This window comes from Methanocalculus taiwanensis (assembly GCF_024372745.1).
In the GTDB taxonomy this organism is placed as follows: Archaea; Halobacteriota; Methanomicrobia; order Methanomicrobiales; family Methanocorpusculaceae; genus Methanocalculus; species Methanocalculus taiwanensis.
The window spans coordinates 14,960-33,203 of the sequence record NZ_VOTZ01000003.1 but is presented as its reverse complement, the minus strand read 5'-3'; the positions used below and the strand labels follow the sequence as shown (position 1 = coordinate 33,203).

Genomic DNA, 18,244 nt, shown 5'->3' with positions numbered 1-18,244 from the left:
GTTGCGGGGCGGCTCTTTTTCATCTGTGGTACGGCTCGCCCCGGATGATCCGAAATCCCCGGTATACCTGTTCAAGAAGAAGAAGGCGGGCCATTGTATGAGTAAACGTCATCTCTGATAGCGAGAGAATGAGATCGGCACGGGCACGCACCTCTTCAGACAAGCCGTCTGCACCACCGATACAGAACGCAATATCACCTCTTCCGGAGATCTCGTGGTTTCGGAGGAGAGCGGCAAATGTCTCGCTCGGCATCATACGGCCGGCGGGATCGAGTGCGATAAAAAGAGCGGGATCCTTTGCTGCTGCGAGGAGAGAGGCCCCCTCTTTCCGTATAGCAGAAGGCTGTTCGCCAGCTGAAGAATATTTCTGATCCGGCACCTCGGTGATGGTGATGGTGGCATAGGGAGAGAGGCGGCGGATCAGATCCGCAATCCCCTCCTTCTGCCAGTTCTCTTTCACCTTCCCAACAGCAATTATCCTGATCTGCATAGGTCAGAGATCGGGATCGATATCAAGGGCGCGTGAGAGGCAGCCCAGTGCCTCCTTCCGCTCGCCGATGCTGTCATAGATCCTGGATTTCTGGTACCAGGCGAGTGCATGCCCAGGATCCTCCTCTGTGACATGATCGAAACAGGACATCGCCTGCTCCTTCTTCCCCACATAATTCAGGACAAGCCCCTTGCAGTACCAGGCATTGATCTCATTCTGGGAGAGGTCGAGTGCACGGTCATATGACTTCAGCGCATCATTGTACCTGCCAAGGGCTACCATGATCGAACCCCGTGCACTCCAGAGCGGCCCGTTCTTCGAGTCGATGGAAAGGGCTTTTTCATACAAGTCAACCGCTTCTCCGAAATGCCCGAGCCGCTCTGCGATTGATCCACGGCGGATGATCGCTGCCACATCATCCGGATGTTCAGCCAGGATCTGGTCATAGGTTCTGGCTGCTTCACGATACTTGCCCAGATGCGTCAGAAGCGAGCCGATCGAATAGATCGTCGAAGTAAGAGTTGGCTCTGCCTTCTGGAGATCTGAGTAGATCCCAACCGCTTCATGGTATCTTCCGGAAGATTCGAGTGCTGAGGCATAACCACGTATAAGCTGATGATCGTCCTTCCTGACCCTGAGGGCACGTGAGTAGCTGTCAATCGCCTCCTCGTACTGCCCCATACTGAGGAAGAGGGAGGCAGAGAACCTGAGATACTCGATATTGTCGGGATCTTCCCCGATGAGCGTCTCGATCTGCTGGAGTGCCCGCTCACCATCGCCGAGGAGTGCGAGCACCCGTGCATATGCAAAGGGTGCTCCCGGAAGGTCTGCTGCTTTATGATATGCTTTCCCTGCCATCCTGAGATCCCCGACTGATTCTGCAAGGCTGCCAAGCTCGAACCAGGTGGCGAGATCACGCTCCTCTTTCTGGAGATATTCTGAGAGGGCATCGCATGCCTCTTTCCATTTGCCTGAGAGCATGAGTGCCCGTGCCCGGCCCCGGTATACCTCTGAGGGGGCATCTTCAGTTGCGATGGCCCGATCATATGCCCGGACCGCATGTGCATATTCGGAGTCGGCAGTCAGGACATCACCCATCGCTTGCCAGATCCGTGCGTCATCGGGATGCACTTCACCGGCATGCTTTAAGTGTTCGAGCGCCTCCTTCCGGGCATCCACCTTCATGAGCGCATCGGTTGCAGCGATGAGCAGCAGCGGATCGTCCGGTGTTTCACGGAGAGCTTTTTGGTATGCATCGGCTGCCTCGGCCGATCTCCCAAGAAGGGTCATCAGCTCGCCGAGCCGCCGGTTCATCATAGGGATATTCGGGTGCTGCCTGGTAATGGCAAGGCAGATCTCTGCTGCGTCATCCGGCCGCCCGAGCCGTGAGAGGATACCTTCCATTGCAATGAGGAGTGCAGGACTCTCTGCACCCTGGTTCATCGCCTCCTGGTATGCATCGCCTGCCTCCCCGTCACGTCCAAGGTGTTCGTATGCAGATGCCCTGCTGCACCATCCCCCTATATCTTCGGGATGGCTCTCGCAGAACGCTCCCAGCACTGTTTCGGCTTCACCATATTCACCAGTTGCATTCAGGAGCGATCCGAGGCGATACTGTGCATCGGGGATTGAATCTGATACCTTCTGGTAGTGTGCAATGGCAGTCTGGTACTTTCCGAGATGTTCGGCAGCCATTCCGGCGAGGTAGAGGGCGATCTGATCATCGGGATGGGAAGCTGTGTAGCTCTCGAAATGTGAAAGGGCTTCCTGGTACCGTCCTGAACGTATAAGCGCCTCGGCAGCGAGCGAGAGTGAGAGATCGCATTCTGATCTCCTGAACGCATCTGCTGCCTCCTCATATCGTGAACGTTGCATCAGGATGCTGCCGCTGATAGCATGCAGATGGAGAGATTTCGGATTTATTGAGAGGGCAGCGTTTATGTCCGCAAGTGCGGGCTCAGCATGCCCAATGTGCCTGAATGCCTCTGCCCGTCCGATCAGTGCAGATGGGTTTTTCTGGTTGAAGGAGAGGGCTTCGGTGTATGCATCGGCTGCTTCCTCATAGTCGCCGATTGCGGAGAGGATAGTGGCATGCCAGAGGGCGATGCCGCCGGATGACACTGACTTTTCGTTCAGCTTCCCGATGAGCATCTGTGCATAGGTGAGATCACCCGTCCTGTATGCAAGGGTGGCGGCATGAAGAAGAGCGCCTGCATCTTCAGAATTTTCTAGAACAGCCTTTAATTCTTTTAAGGCATCTTCCATCTTCCCGGACAAATCGAAAGCATATGCCCGCATCATCCGGATGGATGGATCTGTCCGGAGCTTCTCGGGAAGGGTCTCAAGGAGGGCTATGGATCCTGCTGCATCCCCGGTGAGGGAGAGAAGTTCAGAACGGAGGATAATCGCCTGCCAGTCAGTTGGGGAGAGTTCGATGAGTGTTTTGAGATCCTCTGCCGCATCTGCATTGGCTCCAAGCCTCATCACTGCTTCTGCCCGCCTGCGGAGTGCCCGGATATCATCGGGTTCATCTGAGAGGATCTCACTGAAGATCTCAGCAGCTTCCCTGTATCTCTGGTTCTTCATCAGGATCTCCGCATACAGGCGCCTTGATTCGGAGACTGCCTTCGGATCATTTCTGAGTGCTTCGATATGCTGCATTGCAGCGGCATAATTGCCAAGCGCCGCTTCTGCCTCGGCCGAGATCAGCTGGATCTGCGTGCTCTTCTTCTCTTCTGAGGGGAGGCGGGCGATCATCTTCAGTGCATCCTCATACTGCCCGACACCAGCAAGCGATCGTGCCTGGAGGCCGATTAAGACGATATTCTTCGCATCGATCTCGATCGGCTCCCTGGCTGTGCCGCTCTGATCATAGGATCTCCCAAAGAGGCTCATCTCGCCGTCGCTTGTCACCCAGGCCACTTTTTTGGTGCCATCGGGGTGCTGCATCCTCCGGAAACTCTCCAGTGCCTCCTTGTACCGCCCGAGGCTCATCATGGCAAGGCCCCGGCGGTACCAGCCGTTTGTGTTGGCGGGGTCGTGTTTTAAGAGCTTATCAAAACATTCTGCTGCCCGTTTCACCCGTCCGAGCCGCTCTGCCGTGACGCCGAGCAGGTACCAGGCCGGGTAGTACTCCGGGTTCTTCGTGACAATCTTCTCAAAGCCGGTAAATGCTTCATCGTACTGGCCAGCCATGAAGAGACAGTGTGATCTGGCAACACCCGCTGCACTATCATCAGTTACCCCCCGCATTACTTCGGCATAGGAGGCGGCTGCGGCAGCATAGTCGCCATCTGATTCTTCGATCCGTGCCCGTGCATACCAGGTGCCAGGATCGTCGTTCTTTAGGGAGAGGGCTTCCCGGTATGCCGCAAGTGCGCCTTTTAGATCCCCGGTTCCTTCCAGGGCACGCCCTCTCCGGGCATGCATCTCAGCAGGTCTGAACCCGAGCGAGATCGCAGACCCGATTGCGGTGATCGCGTCTGCATATTTACCAAGCCGCATCAGGAGATCGATCCGCCATGCAAGGTTTTCCCCGTCTTCGGGGGATTCAGCGACGATCTCTTTCAGCAGCTGTTCCGCTTCCTCATACCTGCCGAGCGCTTCGAGCCACTCGGCTTTCCTGATCAGAAGATCACGGCGTTTTGCATCAGATGCGGGAATGCGGTCGATACTTGCGACCGCATCTGCAAACCTGCCGCACCGGGAATAGATTCCTGCCATTGCGATCCAGATGGCAGGATCGTCTGGAGAGAGTGCTGATGCCTTTGTAAATGCCTCCAGTGCCAAAGTGGTGTGGCCGAGGAATCGTTCACCGGAACCGATCAGGTACCAGGCCTGTGCATTGCCCGGTTCGATCTCAACTGCACGCCTGCACTGCCTGACCCCATCATCAACCTTTCCCTTCTCAAAGAGCGCCTCGGCTTTCTGGATGTACGGAGCAGCTGTCTCACTTTTTCCAAGTATGTTTCCAAAAAGATCCATCGTAACCTCTCTAGTAATAGAGGTTGCTCTTCAAGAAGAAGGGTGTTGTGATCAATGGATCACGGGGCAGTTTTTGGAGATGCTGGCTGCCACCAGTGCCGGGGATATGGTTGCGATCAAAGACTGTTGTGTATGAAAAAAATTGAAATGAGGTTACCTTCTTCTCATTCCGATGAAGATGATGAAGAGAGCTCCACACAATGCGGGGAGAGGGAAGGGCGCCGGTGTCGGCTGTGGCAGGGGGCTGAGTGTCGGTGAGAGATCCAGTGTCTCGCCGCTGGCAATTGATACCATGCCGCTCCAGGGGCTGTATCCCGCTAGTGAGATGGTGACCTGGTGGGGGCCGGTTGCGAGATCAGGAATGGTGACCGGGGTGATGCCATAGAACTGGTCGCCGACGTTCACATTCGCCCCTGCAGGGCTCGAGATGACCCGGAGTGAGCCGGTGGGTGGCGGGAGAGGTGTTGCACCAGTAGTTGCCGGTGCTCCCGGAGAGACGAGATCGGCAACGAGCATCTCGGTTTTGCCAGGATAGACCGTAACAGACCGCTTCCAGTTGTTGTATCCTGGCGCCCTCAGTTCAACGATCTGAAGCCCGGTTGTCAGGCCCGTGATGGTGCCGGGGGTGCTAGTCCCGGTATTTGCACCGTTGATGATGATTGGATAGCCTGAAGGAGAGGAGGTGACAGAGACCGAGCCGGTCTTTGGTAAGGCCCGGGGGTTTGCATTGATTATCACGGTTGCACCTTCCGAGACGGCAACACGCTCAGACCACGAGTAGTACGAGCCGGATTTAAGTTCGATGACCCGGATGCCGGTACTGACACCCCTCAGAACTGATGGAGTTGCCCCCATGGGGACGCCATCCAGCAGGATTGTCAGGCCGGAGGTAGCCCTGATATCGATATCACCCATCTTTGTTGATGGCGTGGATTGTACAACCGGAAGGGAGAGCAGCACCGTAATCGTGTCATAGGCGCACCCGGTGCATTTCTTAAGTGCACCGGCATGCTGCGGGGTGTCCGAGGCATAGAGTGTATACGTCCCGGCAGAGAGCCCGGATTTTCCACTGATCCCCTGCGTATACCAGGTATATTCCCAGCTGCCTGCCGGTGTGACATAGGCCTTCACCATGTTCCCGGTCTCAGCGAGCGCCTGCCTGTCATTGAGCGAGACGCCAGTTGGATTGAGGCCGGGACCGGTCATGAAGAGGTAGATGACGGTGGTGTGTTCAGCAGTCCCGGTGAGGGTGATGGGATCTCCGAGTGTGAGATCAACTGGTGATGGGGTCGAAAACGATACGGCGGCTGATGCCGGGAGGGCGAGGAGTGCAAGCCCGAGCAGTAGATAGATGATCTTGTTCATGTCTTTTTACACCTGCCTGATCTCGATGATGACACCATAGGCATATGGTCTGGAGGGATAAAAAAGCCCGGCGGGTGAGCTACGCTCCGGCACCTGTTCATTATGGGTGAGGATGTTCTCTGAATAGAGGTGCAATGAGCGTGTCTTGTACGGTATAGCGGAGTTTCTGACCTCGTCAGCAGTTGACGGTGCATATCCTGGTGCAAACTGGTCGGTATTGTATACGAAGAAGGTGAGGATCAGCGGGTAGCCCCCGGTTGGAATCTGTCTCTGCCGTCCCCGTGCATTCATCTCAAAGGTGAGGTAGAGGGCATGATCGGTTTGTAGTGGGATTGCCGAGAGCGTAACTGGTGTTCCTGCCAGTTCAGGGGGGAGTACGATGACGGGCGATTCTACAGATACAACCGGCACAGGGGCGGGGGTCGGTGTGAGGGGGTCAGGGGATGTATCGACCCCGGTACAGCCGGAGAAGAACGGCAGCATCAGGCAGAGGAGAAGGAGGATGGCGATACGTTTCATGATAGATGGATGATCGCCTCGGGATAAAAAATGGTATCATGACAGACCCTGTTCCATCCGGGATGCAGAAAGGACAGTATTTATTGCCTATTCATCCATTAGTAGATCATATGACGGATGAGGGTTACCCGACAGCGAACGTACAGGGAAAGGAGATACCATACGATCCAGAGACGCTCCGAAGAATCAAGGAGCATCCCTGCTTTTCCGAGAAGGCATGCCATGCATTCGGCAGGGCCCATCTTGCGGTTGCACCGAAATGCAATATCCAGTGCAATTACTGTGTCCGGGATTTCGACTGCGTGAATGAGTCGCGTCCCGGCGTGACAAGCGAGGTCCTCAGCCCGGGTGACGGGGTTGCCCGTGTCAGGGAAGTGATGGAGAAGTTCCCGTACGTGAAGGTGATCGGGATCGCAGGGCCCGGCGAGCCGCTCGCAAACCCGGAGACGCTTGAGACGATGCGGCTTGTGCATGAGGAGTTTCCCCACCTGATCCTCTGCCTGAGCACAAACGGCCTGATGCTCCCCGAATATATCGACGAGCTGGTGAAGTACGATGTCTACAACCTGACGGTGACCTTAAATGCGATTGATCCGGAAATCGGGGCGAAGATCTACTCGCATGTCACCTACAAGGGAAAGAAGTACGAAGGAGTGGAGGGTGCAAAGATCCTCCTCGAACAGCAGCTGAAAGGGATTCAGATGGCGGTTGAGCGGAAGATGATCGTGAAGATCAACACCGTCTATATCCCCGGCGTCAATGATGAGCATATCCCCGAGATCGCAAAGAAGGTCGGCGCAATGGGCGTCTACAACTTCAATATCATCCCCCTCATCCCGCAGTACAAGTTCGAGGGAGTCACCCCGCCGACACCGGCAATGAAGCGGGCGATGCATGACCGTTGCGCACCGTACGTGAAGCAGATGAAGCACTGCCAGCGGTGCCGGGCGGATGCGGTCGGGAAGCTCGGCCAGGATATGCAGTCCTGCCTTTCACATGGATGCGGCGAAAAGAAAGAAGAGTAATCCAGGAAAAACCATATTTTGAGCCGATGAGCAAAATTGTGCTTGTTGACGAAGAGAACGGGCAGCGGGTCCGCCACCCGCTCAGGACGCTGAAGGAGGCGGATGAGCAGCGGGAGTGGTATGAGCGGACGACCGGCCGTAAGTTCCGGGTGGTGAAGGTCTTCAGATCCGGGATCGGGGCTGAGCGGATTGATGCGAAATAAGGTATCAGATAGACATTCAATGGGACGATGAACCCGATAATCTTCCAATACTTTTTCTGGATGGACGGCACATTCTATTACGGCGCGAGGGTAGCCAAGCCCGGCCAACGGCGTCGGACTTAAGATCCGATCCCGCAGGGGTCCGCCGGTTCGAATCCGGCCTCTCGCATACAGCTCCTTTTTATTTACTGAACTGACAGAATGAATTCGCTCAGGTTCTTTTGCCATCTCTTTTGAATTACTCTTCCATGATGACAATTAGAACCTGTTCCCTGAACGAGAACGTATGTATAATCCTCAGAAAAGGTGAGTGTTCATAGAACAGATTTTATATTTCAGAAATCGCAATACTACATTACCGAATAAGATGAGCGGTCCGTACCTAAATTATCAAATTGGTGAGATAAGGTCATATGAAATTCAGAGTGATAATTGAAGTCGACGAAGATGGGATCTTTGTCGCCGAATGTCCGTCCCTTCCGGGTTGTATATCCCAGGGGAAAACCAGAGCTGAAGCCTTGGAAAATATACACGATGCTGCAACAGGGTACCTGGCAAGCCTCAAGAAGCATAATGAGCCAATCCCCCCGTCAATATATGAAGATACTGTAGAGATAACCGCCTGATATGCCTAAATTGCCAATATTGTCTTATCTTGAAGTAATAAAAGCACTTAATAAGATAGGCTACTCTGTTGACCATCAAACAGGTAGCCATATTATCCTCAGACAGGAGAAAGAACCTCATCGAAGGCTTACTATTCCAAACCACAAGGAAATTTCAAAAGGAACGATTCAAAGCATCATCAGACATGCGGGGCTCACAAAAGATGAGTTCATACAATTATTATAGCGAAAAACTGAAAAGAACAAATGCGGGTATAATTACATAATCAGGAAACTTCTAAACAATTTTTTTTCCCAATAACCACATCCATCCGCGTGATAACAATCTCTCTGTGAATGCAATAGACATAAGATCCAAACCCCTGAAGATCTATCGGTTCGAATCCGGCCTCTCGCATTTATCTGTGACAACACCGCTACTATGGAAATTGGTTGCCTTGAATAACCAAAAACCATTTTGTGAATGTTGTGGCATGCCCGGTGCGGGACATATCTCTGGATCTGTTTTATCGAGCGTCCAGGCTCAAATATGAAGAGAGCAGACAGTATCAGCAACCGGAAACCTCCTAGCTCCTCGCCCCGGTCGGCGAGAAGCCTATAAGAGAATGCCCGTCGATGTAGTAGTCAGCCACATTCACCATGATCGAGAGCCAGAACATTGAATTCAAGGAGTCCTGGAAGGACGAGTATCTCAAGACCCTCTGTGCATTTGCAAATACAAACGGCGGTATAACTGCTATGGACTATGCATCGATTGTGCCGGAGGTATCGGAGAAGACCCGGTACCGTGATCTTCTCGATCTCGTCCATCGTGGCTTGCTGGAAGCATTCGGTGCGAAAAAGGGCAGAAAATACGTTTTAACCAGGCCACATTCCGGGAAAGCCTGATGGGTCGAGAGTATATCTTGCAAGATAACGGACATTTATCGGACATTATCGGACATCTTCTGTTTTTGGGGTGTCTGATATCTGGCGTGTTCACCTCACCCTCACCCAGATAATTATCTTAAACCCATATCAATGACAGCCACGAAGGATATAATCCAATTATCACCTAATGTACTCAAAGGAGTTTTTTCCATTGGACATACCACGTATCTTTACTATTTCAGAAAGCGCTCACCGGATTCATAACCCGTTCACACCGGAAAACCTCGCCACTCTCGGCAGAGCGTTGCGCCTGGAGCCGGGGGCCCGTCTGCTCGATCTCGGCAGTGGTTCGGGCGAGATGCTCTGCACCTGGGCACGCGATTTTGGAATCACCGGTGTCGGCATCGATATGAGCCCGCTGTTCACAGAGCAGGCGAAACTCCGTGCTGAAGAGCTCGGAGTCGCAGATCGGATCAGGTTCATCCACGGCGACGCTGCCGGCTACATCGCCGACGAAAAGGTCGATGTAGCAGCCTGTCTCGGCGCCACCTGGATTGGCGGGGGAGTTGCCGGCACCATCGATCTTCTGGCAAAGAGCCTCAACCCCAAAGGGATCATCCTCATCGGCGAGCCCTACTGGAGGCAGCTGCCGCCAACAGAGGACGTTGCCAGGGAATGCGATGCCAATTCCATCTCGGATTTCCTCATGCTCCCGGATCTTCTCGCGTCTTTTAATGATCTCAACTACGATGTGGTGGAGATGGTGCTGGCAAACCAGGATGGCTGGGACAGGTATGAGGCGGCCAAGTGGCTCACCATGCGCCGATGGCTCGAAGCGAATCCAGACGACGGCTTCGCAGAGGAAATGAGGGGCATGCTGACGTCGGAACCAAAACGCTACGCCGCCTATACGAGAGAATATGTTGGCTGGGGTGTCTTCGCCCTGATGGCGAGGTGATTGAGGAGGCACGGCAAGGTGAGGGGCGGGCGAATGCGGTTGTTCGATCTGATCCTGTAGGAACAGGGCCGGGCTGAGGTTTTGGCAGGGTGATGGTGCGTATTCTGGATCATCACTACATTTAACCTTTCAAAAAAAGTTTATATAGATTATAACTTCTCACAAATAAACACATAGGTTAAATCTGTGAAAACCAGACTTGGATTTCAGGCCTGAAGACTCCCAGCACCACCCCCCTGGAAACTGACGCAACCAATAAAAGACCATTTCAGGCAGTATACTTTATATAAAGATAGTATTTGCCGATTTGAAGATTTCGCGCGTTATGAGCTCCAATCTCAATTCGAAAGGTTTTTTCATCTCCGTTTCCAGTATCAGTAGTATGCATAAGCGGCGCCTGGCGGTTTATGTACACTATCTGAGGTGTTAATTTGGGAATTGAAAAATTTTTACTAGGGAACATGAAGTTCAGGGAGTCGGATTTCACTCCCAACATAGACCATTACATGGAGCTGACGGGAAGCCAGCATCCGGAGACGCTCTGGATTGGCTGCTCGGATTCCCGGCTCCAGACAGGACATATTACGCAGGCGAAAGCCGGCGAGCTTTTCATCCAGCGGAATATCGGAAACATCGTGCCTATCCATGACTGGAACTTTGCAACCGTACTCGAGTATGCGGTTCTTCACCTGAAGGTCAAGGACGTAGTCATCTGCGGGCACTCGAACTGCGGGGCGATCCGTGCCCTTGACAAGGAGAGCACGGATTCATACATCCCGCTCTGGCTCAACAATGCCCGCGAGGCAAAGGAGCGGGTGGATGCAAAAATCAAGCCCCCGACGACACTTGCCGAAAAGGATGAGCGTTACCGGTTAATCGAGCACGAGAATGTGCGGCTCCAGATTGAGCACCTGTACACGTACCCGCTGCTCAAAAAGGCTGTTGACGAGAAGAGGGTAGAAGTGCACGGGCTCTACTACGATCTTACAAACGGGCTGCTGAGCCGGGTGAAATAGGCACCCTTTTCTTTTATTATAACTGCCCGATCCGAAAGGTTCTCTCCCCAGTCATTTTGGAATTTCCGGGTATTTTAGAGACATAACCGTCCGGGACGGAGGTGGCATCACGCCCGGGTATCATGAATCCGGGGCGGGCGAATGCGGTTGTTCGATCTGATCCTGTAGGAGCAGGGTTGGCAGGTCGAATCTGGTCTCTCACATTATTTTATTGCCTGTAGCTATTTTGCAAGAAGATCAGGAGTCGCCTTGCGCTTCTTCATGAGCATATCGATAGCTTGCTCCTCCTCCTCCTTTTCTTCAGCAATGATCTGGCTGATCAAGGCATTGTTCATGCTCTCGAGCGCCCGGACTATTGGCGATGATGGATTGATTGAGTACCGGGGAATCTTCCTATTGCTGGCATTGAGGATTCCCCATGCAACAAACTTCTTCACCACCCTGCCAACCGTCACCCGGCTGACACCGACTTCGTCTGATAGTTCTGTGACATTGAATTCCATTCCCTCAAGCGGCAGCAGGAATTCAAGCATCCGCAATTCACAGGTATTTCCAAAGACTCCTTCAAATGGACGGGGCATATGCATCACGATTTCCGGATCATTGTTATTGATGATATCAACTTCTACCCATAGCAGAGCGAAGTGATAACTTATTTTATCACATATGATAAAAATATTTTGCATTCGTTGGAGGAGTTACAATAAGCCGTCATCGGAGATGTATCCATGACTTCTTAGCGCTTTAATTGCACCATTAATATTAGATATATAGAATTTATCCTCTGCCTTTTTTATAACAGTGATATATCCGGCATTCTTTAGATTTTTTATTGCGTCCTTATATGGCAGATATCGTTTTTCTGGAAATCTTTTATTGTACAAATCTCTTAATTTTTCAGAGTGAAATCCTCGATGAGGACTGAGATTTCTCCGTTTATAGAGGACGTTCAGAATAAAAAGGGCCTCTTCAGAGAATTGAATAACCATAGTAGCAAGAGAGATTTTAATTCCAGATTATAAATATCGAGTGAGCGCAGGGTGAAAGTGTATTTCTCCCAGCAATTCCTTAGACGTGAGTCAAAGGTCAGCAATATCCTCCATACAGATCATTGAAAACCCACACCTTAACCCTCCAAACCTTTTTCTCATCACCCCCGAATATCCTTCATCAGGAGAATAACATGCCCGTTCCCGGTTTTCAACCAATGATGTTGCCTGTCCTGAGATATATTGCTGAAGAAAAAGATGATACACGGAGATAATCCCACCATGAGACACATTCCATTCCTTCTCACACTCGCGATTATTGTCTGCGCCCTCCTGGCTTCGGGCTGTACCGGATCCGGTGAGGCGCCAGCACCCGCTGCCCCGGAGATTACCATGACCGTTCCTGTTGAACCCATCCCGGTCATGAGCAGCGGGGGGATGAACCTTGCCTATGAACTCGAATTCCACCCGTCCGGCAATGAGACGATCACGCCGGAGAAGGTCGAGGTGATCGATCCCAGGACCGGTGCTGTTCTGATAACCCTGCAAGGGGATGACCTCGACCAGCTCTGGCATCCGGCATCCTCTCCACCGCCAACCCAGGAGGAGATTGATACATTCACCAGTAAGATGCCGATGTCGCGGGTCTCTGTCTGGCTCGTCGTGAACCCGGAATCTGTCCCGGACCGGCTCATCCACCGGGTCACCCTGAACCGGAATGCAGACGGACTGCCCCCGGCCATTCTGGAAGGGGGGGAGGTGGCAGTGAGGAAGGATTGTGAGCCGATTGTGATCGCCTCCCCGGTCCGCGGTCCCGGGTGGCTGATCATCGAGACCACGTATCCATATACCCACCACTTCCGGGCACAGATTACAACAAACGGAGCGACACGGGTTCCGCAGCGGTACGCACAGGATCTGATCGGGGCCGACCCGGAGACGGGCCGCCTTGCCTCTGAGAACATAACGGACATTCACAGCTGGTATGGATATGGAAAGGAGCTCTATGCAGTCGCAGACGCGACCGTTGCAGAAACGCTTGACGGGCTGCCGGACATCCCGACCATCTACTCCACCCCTCCGGCCGACATCACGACCGCAGCCGGCAACTACGTCATCCTCGATCTCGGGGATGATAAGTATGCCTGCTACGGCCACATGATTCCCGGATCACTTACCGTGAAAAAGGGTGATACGGTGAAAGAGGGGCAGGTGATCGGCCTTGTCGGGAACAGCGGCAACTCAGATGTGCCGCACCTCCACTTCCAGATCGTGACCGGCACCCCGTCCTTCCTCGGTGCGGAAGGATACCCCCACGTGTACCGGTCGTTTGAGTCAATAGGAAAGGCGGACCAGGCACTCATCGACACGAAAACCTCACAGGAGGATTTCTCCGGCCTTCAGTTCTGGGAAGAGTATCCCGACTTTATAGCATGGTATGAGACGCCCATCCCCCGTGAGGCGATGCTGCCGGATAACCATAATGTGATCCGGCTATCGTAGTTTTTTTGAGGGGGCGGCGGGAGTGATAAAAGAGGGTGAAAGCTTTGGGATCAGGTGGTTATTCCGCCGCTCTGTCTTCCTGTATCCCGGTTCGGCTGCTGTCCCTCTTGCCGGAGATGCTCATCACGGCACCGATGTCCGGGTTAATCAGGCATACCGGGAAGTACCCGAATAATGACCTGTAGTCGATCTTCAGCATCCGGTGCCGGATGAGATCGATCCCGATCTTTTTTAAACTGCCCTTCATCTGCGGGGTTACGCCCTCATCTGCGGGTGCCGTCTCGAGGGTTGAGATGGCCGGGAGGATCTCCTCCCGGATAGCCACGATCTTCGATTTCAAGAGGGTTTCCGCGAGCGTCCTGCTGTATCTCCCCTGAAAATGCCGAACAGCAATCATCTGCGAGAGGAAGATCAGGGCAAAGATCCCTATGTTGATGTGGACATCGGCTTCGGCAGATGTGAAACTGCCGTAGGTGATCCCGGGGAGGACGAGCGCTGCTATGAGAAGGATACCGGTGACGGTGATCAGGACAGCGGCGGTGAGTGCGAATTTCAGTCCCTTGCTCCAGGCTTCTTCATAATGCTCTTTGAAGGTGGAATGGATGCCGAGCACTTCCGAGAAAAAGCCACTGGAATACGGCTTCACATGCACAATCGCGATATAGAACACGATTAATGCAATGGACTGGACGGTGATGATGATGGAGGAGAACGCCTCGAACTGGCCGAAGACTGCCCAGCCTGCGAGTGCAAAAGCAGCGGAGAGGGCAAAGAGCATGAGAAAGCCCGGTGCCAGCGGCTGGCAGTTGATGAAGAAGAGGTTCCAGCCGAGTTCGAGGAGGTAGTTCCTCTGCCGGGTAAGCCCTTTGATCGTCTCGGTTGTGTCGGCAATACCGATGCTGCTTTTTCCGGAGGTCTCTTTTCCCGAAGCCTCTTTTCCCGAGGTCTCTTCGCCCGCGATCCCATCCCGGCTCTTTCTCTCACGCACTGTGAGTTCCCTGACTTTGAGTTCCCTGATGTACCCTATATACATCTTTAAGTCTGCCATATCGGTCGGAAGCATGGTGAGGAAGGGGTTCACCATCAGGAACACGAAGGCCGCCATAATCCAGTACAGGTAGAACTTCCAGGTGAATGCAAACATGAGCCCCAGGTTGATTACGAGCGCCGCCCCGAGGATGAGCGAGGTATATTTAAGGCTCCATTTCGTCTCATCGAGGCGTTTCAGATCGTCTTCTGCGTTGCTGCAGATCGCTTCCGCTTCAGCCCGGGACAGTGTGAGATTCTGAAAAAACTCCTCACGCGAGATCTCCGGGAGATCTTCCTTATTGCGTCTTATGAATTTGTTCAGGTAGGGAAGTTCCATCAAGGATGGTTTCGTTACGATTGCTAATATAGGTGCATCTTCTGCACGAACCGGGGGGTGGGGGAGCCGATCTCCCGGATTTCATGCCCTCTGTGGTTGCCGGTTGATAAAAGAGCATGACAGTATCGATGGTTATGCTGGATCAGCCACACTCAAATAAAGGTACTTGGGAACCGATCCCGGTATCATACTCGGGCATATACAAGTTCGTGTTCCGCTGCCGGGTCGGACGAGTACTGGAATCCTGATTTGAATGTCTTTGCCTGTGGATCCAGGGTGATGGATTCCAACCTGTGATCGGAAGCGGTACTCGATACAAGGTCATACGTTTGGTTTCCCCGGTACTCCCACGAACCCCGGTCCTGGACGTTATCCCTGTTGCCCATCATATCGTAATTGAACGTATACATCCCGTCCTCTTTGAATTCGTACCAGATCTTCGCACCGTTCCCCCGGTTGGTCTGTTCCCAGCGGCCGAGAACCGATGAATAATGTTCACTCCATTCCGTTCCCACCTCGTTTGTTTCCGCAGTCAGATGGTCTGCGATTATCCACCCGGCATAGGACTGTCCATCCGTTGTTCTGAGGGTAATACGGCTCCAGGTATCCCGCATCACTTTCTTCTCCCAGATAGTAACAGAAAGATTTTCGCAGGCGGGGAATGTTGCTACTATTGTCTGGTCCGCCTTCTCATCGCTGTTGCCCGGGGATGTCCAGAGAATAACTTCTGGTATTTGGGATGAGTCAGCAAGCGCCGGATTAGCGATGCAGAGGTTCACGGACCCTTTTCCAATCGGTGCTGCCGGGGACCCTGCCGTAGTACACCCGGAGACCATGATTATTGACACTATAGCGAATAAAAATATGATTTGTCTCATAATTGTATGAGTGTACCTCTACAATGTCACATTAACCCAGCATATTCTCTGCCCCCATCCCACCACCAACCCACTTCAGCAAAACCACCTCTCCCAAAACCCTACCACAGAGAAATTGAGCTCATGCACTTATTCTGCTGTTACCCTCTCTTCTTAAGAATGTTTATTCATTAATATGCAAATGAAAAAGCTGAATGAAAGGTCGCATACTTCTGGCATCTTGTTCAGAGCATTATACTTCCGAAGGAGGCAGGTTTGATGAGAATGCCTTTGGAAATTGACACCCACATGTTTGCACCGTGCGGTATGAATTGCATGGTTTGCTATAAACACTGTCAACCGAAAAAAACAAAATTCCCTTGTCCCGGTTGTTTTACAGAGATGGTAGATATGGCAGATATAGGAGATATAGCAGATAAGCCAAAGCATTGTCGTGATTGTAAAATCAAAAACTGTGCCACAGAGAAAGAGATAAGGCATTGTTTTGAATGTACTGGCTTTCCATGCAGGCTAATAACCTGAACTCCCGGAAAACATAGTCACATGATCCCAAGTGCCTCAAGAATGAGCCGCTGTTTCTTTGTCATCTCAGTTGTCATCACCTGCCCATCTGCAAGAGTGATTTTTTTGAGCATATTGAGCTCCAGCAAGAGGCTCTTGACAGAATAGTGCTTCAGCAACCCTGCATCCTTCATCATTCCCAGCAATCTGGTGCGGATAATTAACGCCACAAACACAACAAAGATGAAACCGCTTGTGGTACTGTCCTTATGTGTATTCAGTGGGAGAACATCCAAATCCGACTTCATCATCTCTATCTCCTTCTCGATCTCATCACGTTCCCTGTACAGGGACAGAGCAGTCAACCAGTCAACATCTCCTGAATAAAAAACCATGAACTTCCCCATTCTGTTCATCCGTTGTGCAACAGCATTCTGCCGAATGGTTGCCTCAATCCGATCATCAACCACATCCCAATCGAAAAAATTCTTAAGCTTGCCAGCTATCTCATAAAACCTGATATATGCAGGTTTTTCCTTCTTCAGCCTGACAGTGGCCAGTTTATCTCTGATATCAATCAGGCGGCTGGTGAGTGATTCTTTCTCCTCGAGTTCCCGTTTTGGATCATAGAAGAGATACCCTTTCAATTGAGAGGACTCAAGCGGGAGTGTCACTGGCTTTGCGTAGAGCGTCCTGTCTTTGAACTTCTGCAGGTATTCAACATTGGTGATATCCCGCTGAGCTTCGGTGAGAAGGAGTTTCACTTCCTTCAGCTGGATCGTTGCAGCGATAATGAATGAAATCTGTTGTTCCAGCATCTCCAGAAGGTTATGCTGGCTGAAGAATCCACGATCCATAATGGCGGTATACTCTTTCACGCCATATGCGGCAATTTTCTTCAGGGTTCCAGTGAGCGTTGTGACATCAGTAATACTCCCGGGATAGAGATCGTACATCACCGGGATACCAAGTTCCTTGTCCATGATGAGTGAGAGATTAATCTGGGGAAGTGACACGCCATCCCTGTTATAACCGTATTCAAGGAGGTTCATCAGGGAAGAATGGCTGGAGAGACTGGTTATATCATAGATCAGTGTTCGTTTCGTCCTGTTCTCTTCCAGGAGTCTTGCCATCAGTTGCTGCGGAACAGTACTGGTTCCGATTCGAGCAAGCAGTTCACTGATCCTCTGGCCGGTAATAGACCTCTGTGGTGAATCAAGGGCAAGGGTGGTTCCGACATACCATGTCCCGACATCTTTCATTGCCATTGGTCGGACAATACGGTTCATTGCAAGTGCAGTCACCATTGCCGCATCGGAGTCGTTGAGGATCTCATGAAGGTACTGATCCAGTTTCAGGTCATGCATGATCTGCGTAAGGAGCATGATTGAGCCGTGATCATAGGCAGATCGGATCGTTATGGGTTGGGTATTTTTCTTGAGCTTATCTTTGACTTCTTGTGGTGCATCCCGCATACGAACGGGTTTTCCATCGATATTCCGACCCAGATATTTGGAGTTCTTGTATCGAGTCTGCTTTGATACCGGGTCGTAGTATGGTGTTTCTTCGTACCAGTATTCTCTTCCGCCAGATTTTTTGATCCTTCGAATAGGCTCCATGGCGTGCCCACACAATATAGGCACATGATAGTATAAATTACTTTCGATTAAAAGCCCAGATCGAGGATAAATTGATGAAATAGATGGTTATGTGAGATCCTATTGTGATCCAGTGCCTATAAACAGCGGGAGTTCAGGTAATAACAAATCTTGAAAAAAGCTATAACAAACGATATGGGGAAAGCCTCATAGACAATAGCATAATCGCCAAAGCGCAGGGAATAGGACACCTGATGAAAGTACACAATACAAAGTACCGGTGTCCACTATGCGGCGGGATCATATCTCTGCATGACAAGGCATGTAGCGAGTGTGAGGAAAAAGCGTAAATC

The 18,244-nt window shown here is 51.9% G+C and carries 18 protein-coding genes and 1 tRNA gene; 10 read left to right on the top strand and 9 right to left on the bottom strand.

The window, feature by feature from the left end:
• Positions 1-19 precede the first annotated feature (19 nt).
• The 4 genes from FTO68_RS02055 to FTO68_RS02040 all read right to left on the bottom strand — a co-directional run bounded on the left by FTO68_RS02055 (position 20) and on the right by FTO68_RS02040 (position 6,358).
• A complete protein-coding gene (locus FTO68_RS02055) occupies positions 20-490 on the bottom strand; it encodes a 23S rRNA (pseudouridine(1915)-N(3))-methyltransferase RlmH (protein WP_255331699.1) in 471 nt (156 codons plus the stop codon).
• 3 nt (positions 491-493) lie between these two features.
• Positions 494-4,474, bottom strand: coding sequence for a tetratricopeptide repeat protein (locus FTO68_RS02050; protein ID WP_255331698.1), 3,981 nt, complete (start codon positions 4,472-4,474; stop codon positions 494-496).
• 153 nt (positions 4,475-4,627) lie between these two features.
• Positions 4,628-5,839 carry a PEGA domain-containing protein gene (locus tag FTO68_RS02045; RefSeq protein ID WP_255331697.1) on the bottom strand — a complete coding sequence of 404 codons (1,212 nt, stop codon included), beginning with the start codon at positions 5,837-5,839 and terminating at the stop codon, positions 4,628-4,630.
• Between the two features lie 6 nt (positions 5,840-5,845).
• Positions 5,846-6,358 (bottom strand): hypothetical protein, encoded by a 513-nt coding sequence (locus FTO68_RS02040; protein ID WP_255331696.1) that lies wholly within the window; start codon positions 6,356-6,358, stop codon positions 5,846-5,848.
• 110 nt (positions 6,359-6,468) lie between these two features.
• On the opposite strand from FTO68_RS02040, the gene nifB reads away from it, so the two are divergent.
• The 8 genes from nifB to FTO68_RS02000 all read left to right on the top strand — a co-directional run bounded on the left by nifB (position 6,469) and on the right by FTO68_RS02000 (position 11,056).
• Positions 6,469-7,383: a nitrogenase cofactor biosynthesis protein NifB gene (gene nifB, locus FTO68_RS02035; RefSeq protein ID WP_255331695.1), complete on the top strand. Its 915-nt coding sequence runs from the start codon at positions 6,469-6,471 to the stop codon at positions 7,381-7,383.
• Between the two features lie 26 nt (positions 7,384-7,409).
• Complete coding sequence (locus FTO68_RS02030) at positions 7,410-7,586, top strand: hypothetical protein (protein ID WP_255331694.1); 177 nt, start codon at positions 7,410-7,412, stop codon at positions 7,584-7,586.
• A gap of 84 nt (positions 7,587-7,670) precedes the next feature.
• A tRNA-Leu gene (locus tag FTO68_RS02025) sits at positions 7,671-7,755 on the top strand.
• Between the two features lie 244 nt (positions 7,756-7,999).
• Entirely contained in the window at positions 8,000-8,212 is a 213-nt protein-coding gene (locus FTO68_RS02020) for a type II toxin-antitoxin system HicB family antitoxin (RefSeq protein ID WP_255331693.1), read from the top strand.
• Between the two features lies 1 nt (position 8,213).
• Positions 8,214-8,438: a type II toxin-antitoxin system HicA family toxin gene (locus tag FTO68_RS02015; RefSeq protein WP_255331692.1), complete on the top strand. Its 225-nt coding sequence runs from the start codon at positions 8,214-8,216 to the stop codon at positions 8,436-8,438.
• 413 nt (positions 8,439-8,851) lie between these two features.
• A complete protein-coding gene (locus FTO68_RS02010; protein WP_255331691.1) occupies positions 8,852-9,100 on the top strand; it encodes an AlbA family DNA-binding domain-containing protein in 249 nt (82 codons plus the stop codon).
• A 169-nt stretch (positions 9,101-9,269) separates the two neighbouring features.
• Complete coding sequence (locus FTO68_RS02005) at positions 9,270-10,040, top strand: SAM-dependent methyltransferase (protein ID WP_255331689.1); 771 nt, start codon at positions 9,270-9,272, stop codon at positions 10,038-10,040.
• A 506-nt stretch (positions 10,041-10,546) separates the two neighbouring features.
• Positions 10,547-11,056: a carbonic anhydrase gene (locus FTO68_RS02000; protein ID WP_368659866.1), complete on the top strand. Its 510-nt coding sequence runs from the start codon at positions 10,547-10,549 to the stop codon at positions 11,054-11,056.
• A 221-nt stretch (positions 11,057-11,277) separates the two neighbouring features.
• Here FTO68_RS02000 and FTO68_RS01995 read toward each other — a convergent pair whose 3' ends face one another.
• Both FTO68_RS01995 and FTO68_RS01990 read right to left on the bottom strand, forming a co-directional pair.
• A complete protein-coding gene (locus FTO68_RS01995) occupies positions 11,278-11,643 on the bottom strand; it encodes a winged helix-turn-helix domain-containing protein (protein WP_255331687.1) in 366 nt (121 codons plus the stop codon).
• 111 nt (positions 11,644-11,754) lie between these two features.
• Positions 11,755-12,045 (bottom strand): hypothetical protein, encoded by a 291-nt coding sequence (locus FTO68_RS01990; RefSeq protein ID WP_255331686.1) that lies wholly within the window; start codon positions 12,043-12,045, stop codon positions 11,755-11,757.
• A gap of 282 nt (positions 12,046-12,327) precedes the next feature.
• Between FTO68_RS01990 and FTO68_RS01985 the strand changes: the two genes are divergently transcribed.
• Entirely contained in the window at positions 12,328-13,548 is a 1,221-nt protein-coding gene (locus FTO68_RS01985; protein WP_255331685.1) for a M23 family metallopeptidase, read from the top strand.
• 58 nt (positions 13,549-13,606) lie between these two features.
• Here the strand turns inward: FTO68_RS01985 and FTO68_RS01980 are convergent, their stop codons facing one another.
• Both FTO68_RS01980 and FTO68_RS01975 read right to left on the bottom strand, forming a co-directional pair.
• The gene (locus FTO68_RS01980; protein ID WP_255331684.1) at positions 13,607-14,914 is read right to left on the bottom strand and encodes a hypothetical protein; all 1,308 of its coding nucleotides are present in this window, start codon (positions 14,912-14,914) and stop codon (positions 13,607-13,609) included.
• A gap of 185 nt (positions 14,915-15,099) precedes the next feature.
• Complete coding sequence (locus tag FTO68_RS01975; protein WP_255331683.1) at positions 15,100-15,750, bottom strand: hypothetical protein; 651 nt, start codon at positions 15,748-15,750, stop codon at positions 15,100-15,102.
• A 300-nt stretch (positions 15,751-16,050) separates the two neighbouring features.
• Between FTO68_RS01975 and FTO68_RS11915 the strand changes: the two genes are divergently transcribed.
• The gene (locus FTO68_RS11915; protein ID WP_368659865.1) at positions 16,051-16,314 is read left to right on the top strand and encodes a DUF3795 domain-containing protein; all 264 of its coding nucleotides are present in this window, start codon (positions 16,051-16,053) and stop codon (positions 16,312-16,314) included.
• A gap of 17 nt (positions 16,315-16,331) precedes the next feature.
• Here the strand turns inward: FTO68_RS11915 and FTO68_RS01970 are convergent, their stop codons facing one another.
• The gene (locus FTO68_RS01970) at positions 16,332-17,912 is read right to left on the bottom strand and encodes an IS1634 family transposase (protein ID WP_255331682.1); all 1,581 of its coding nucleotides are present in this window, start codon (positions 17,910-17,912) and stop codon (positions 16,332-16,334) included.
• Positions 17,913-18,244: the final 332 nt, after the last annotated feature.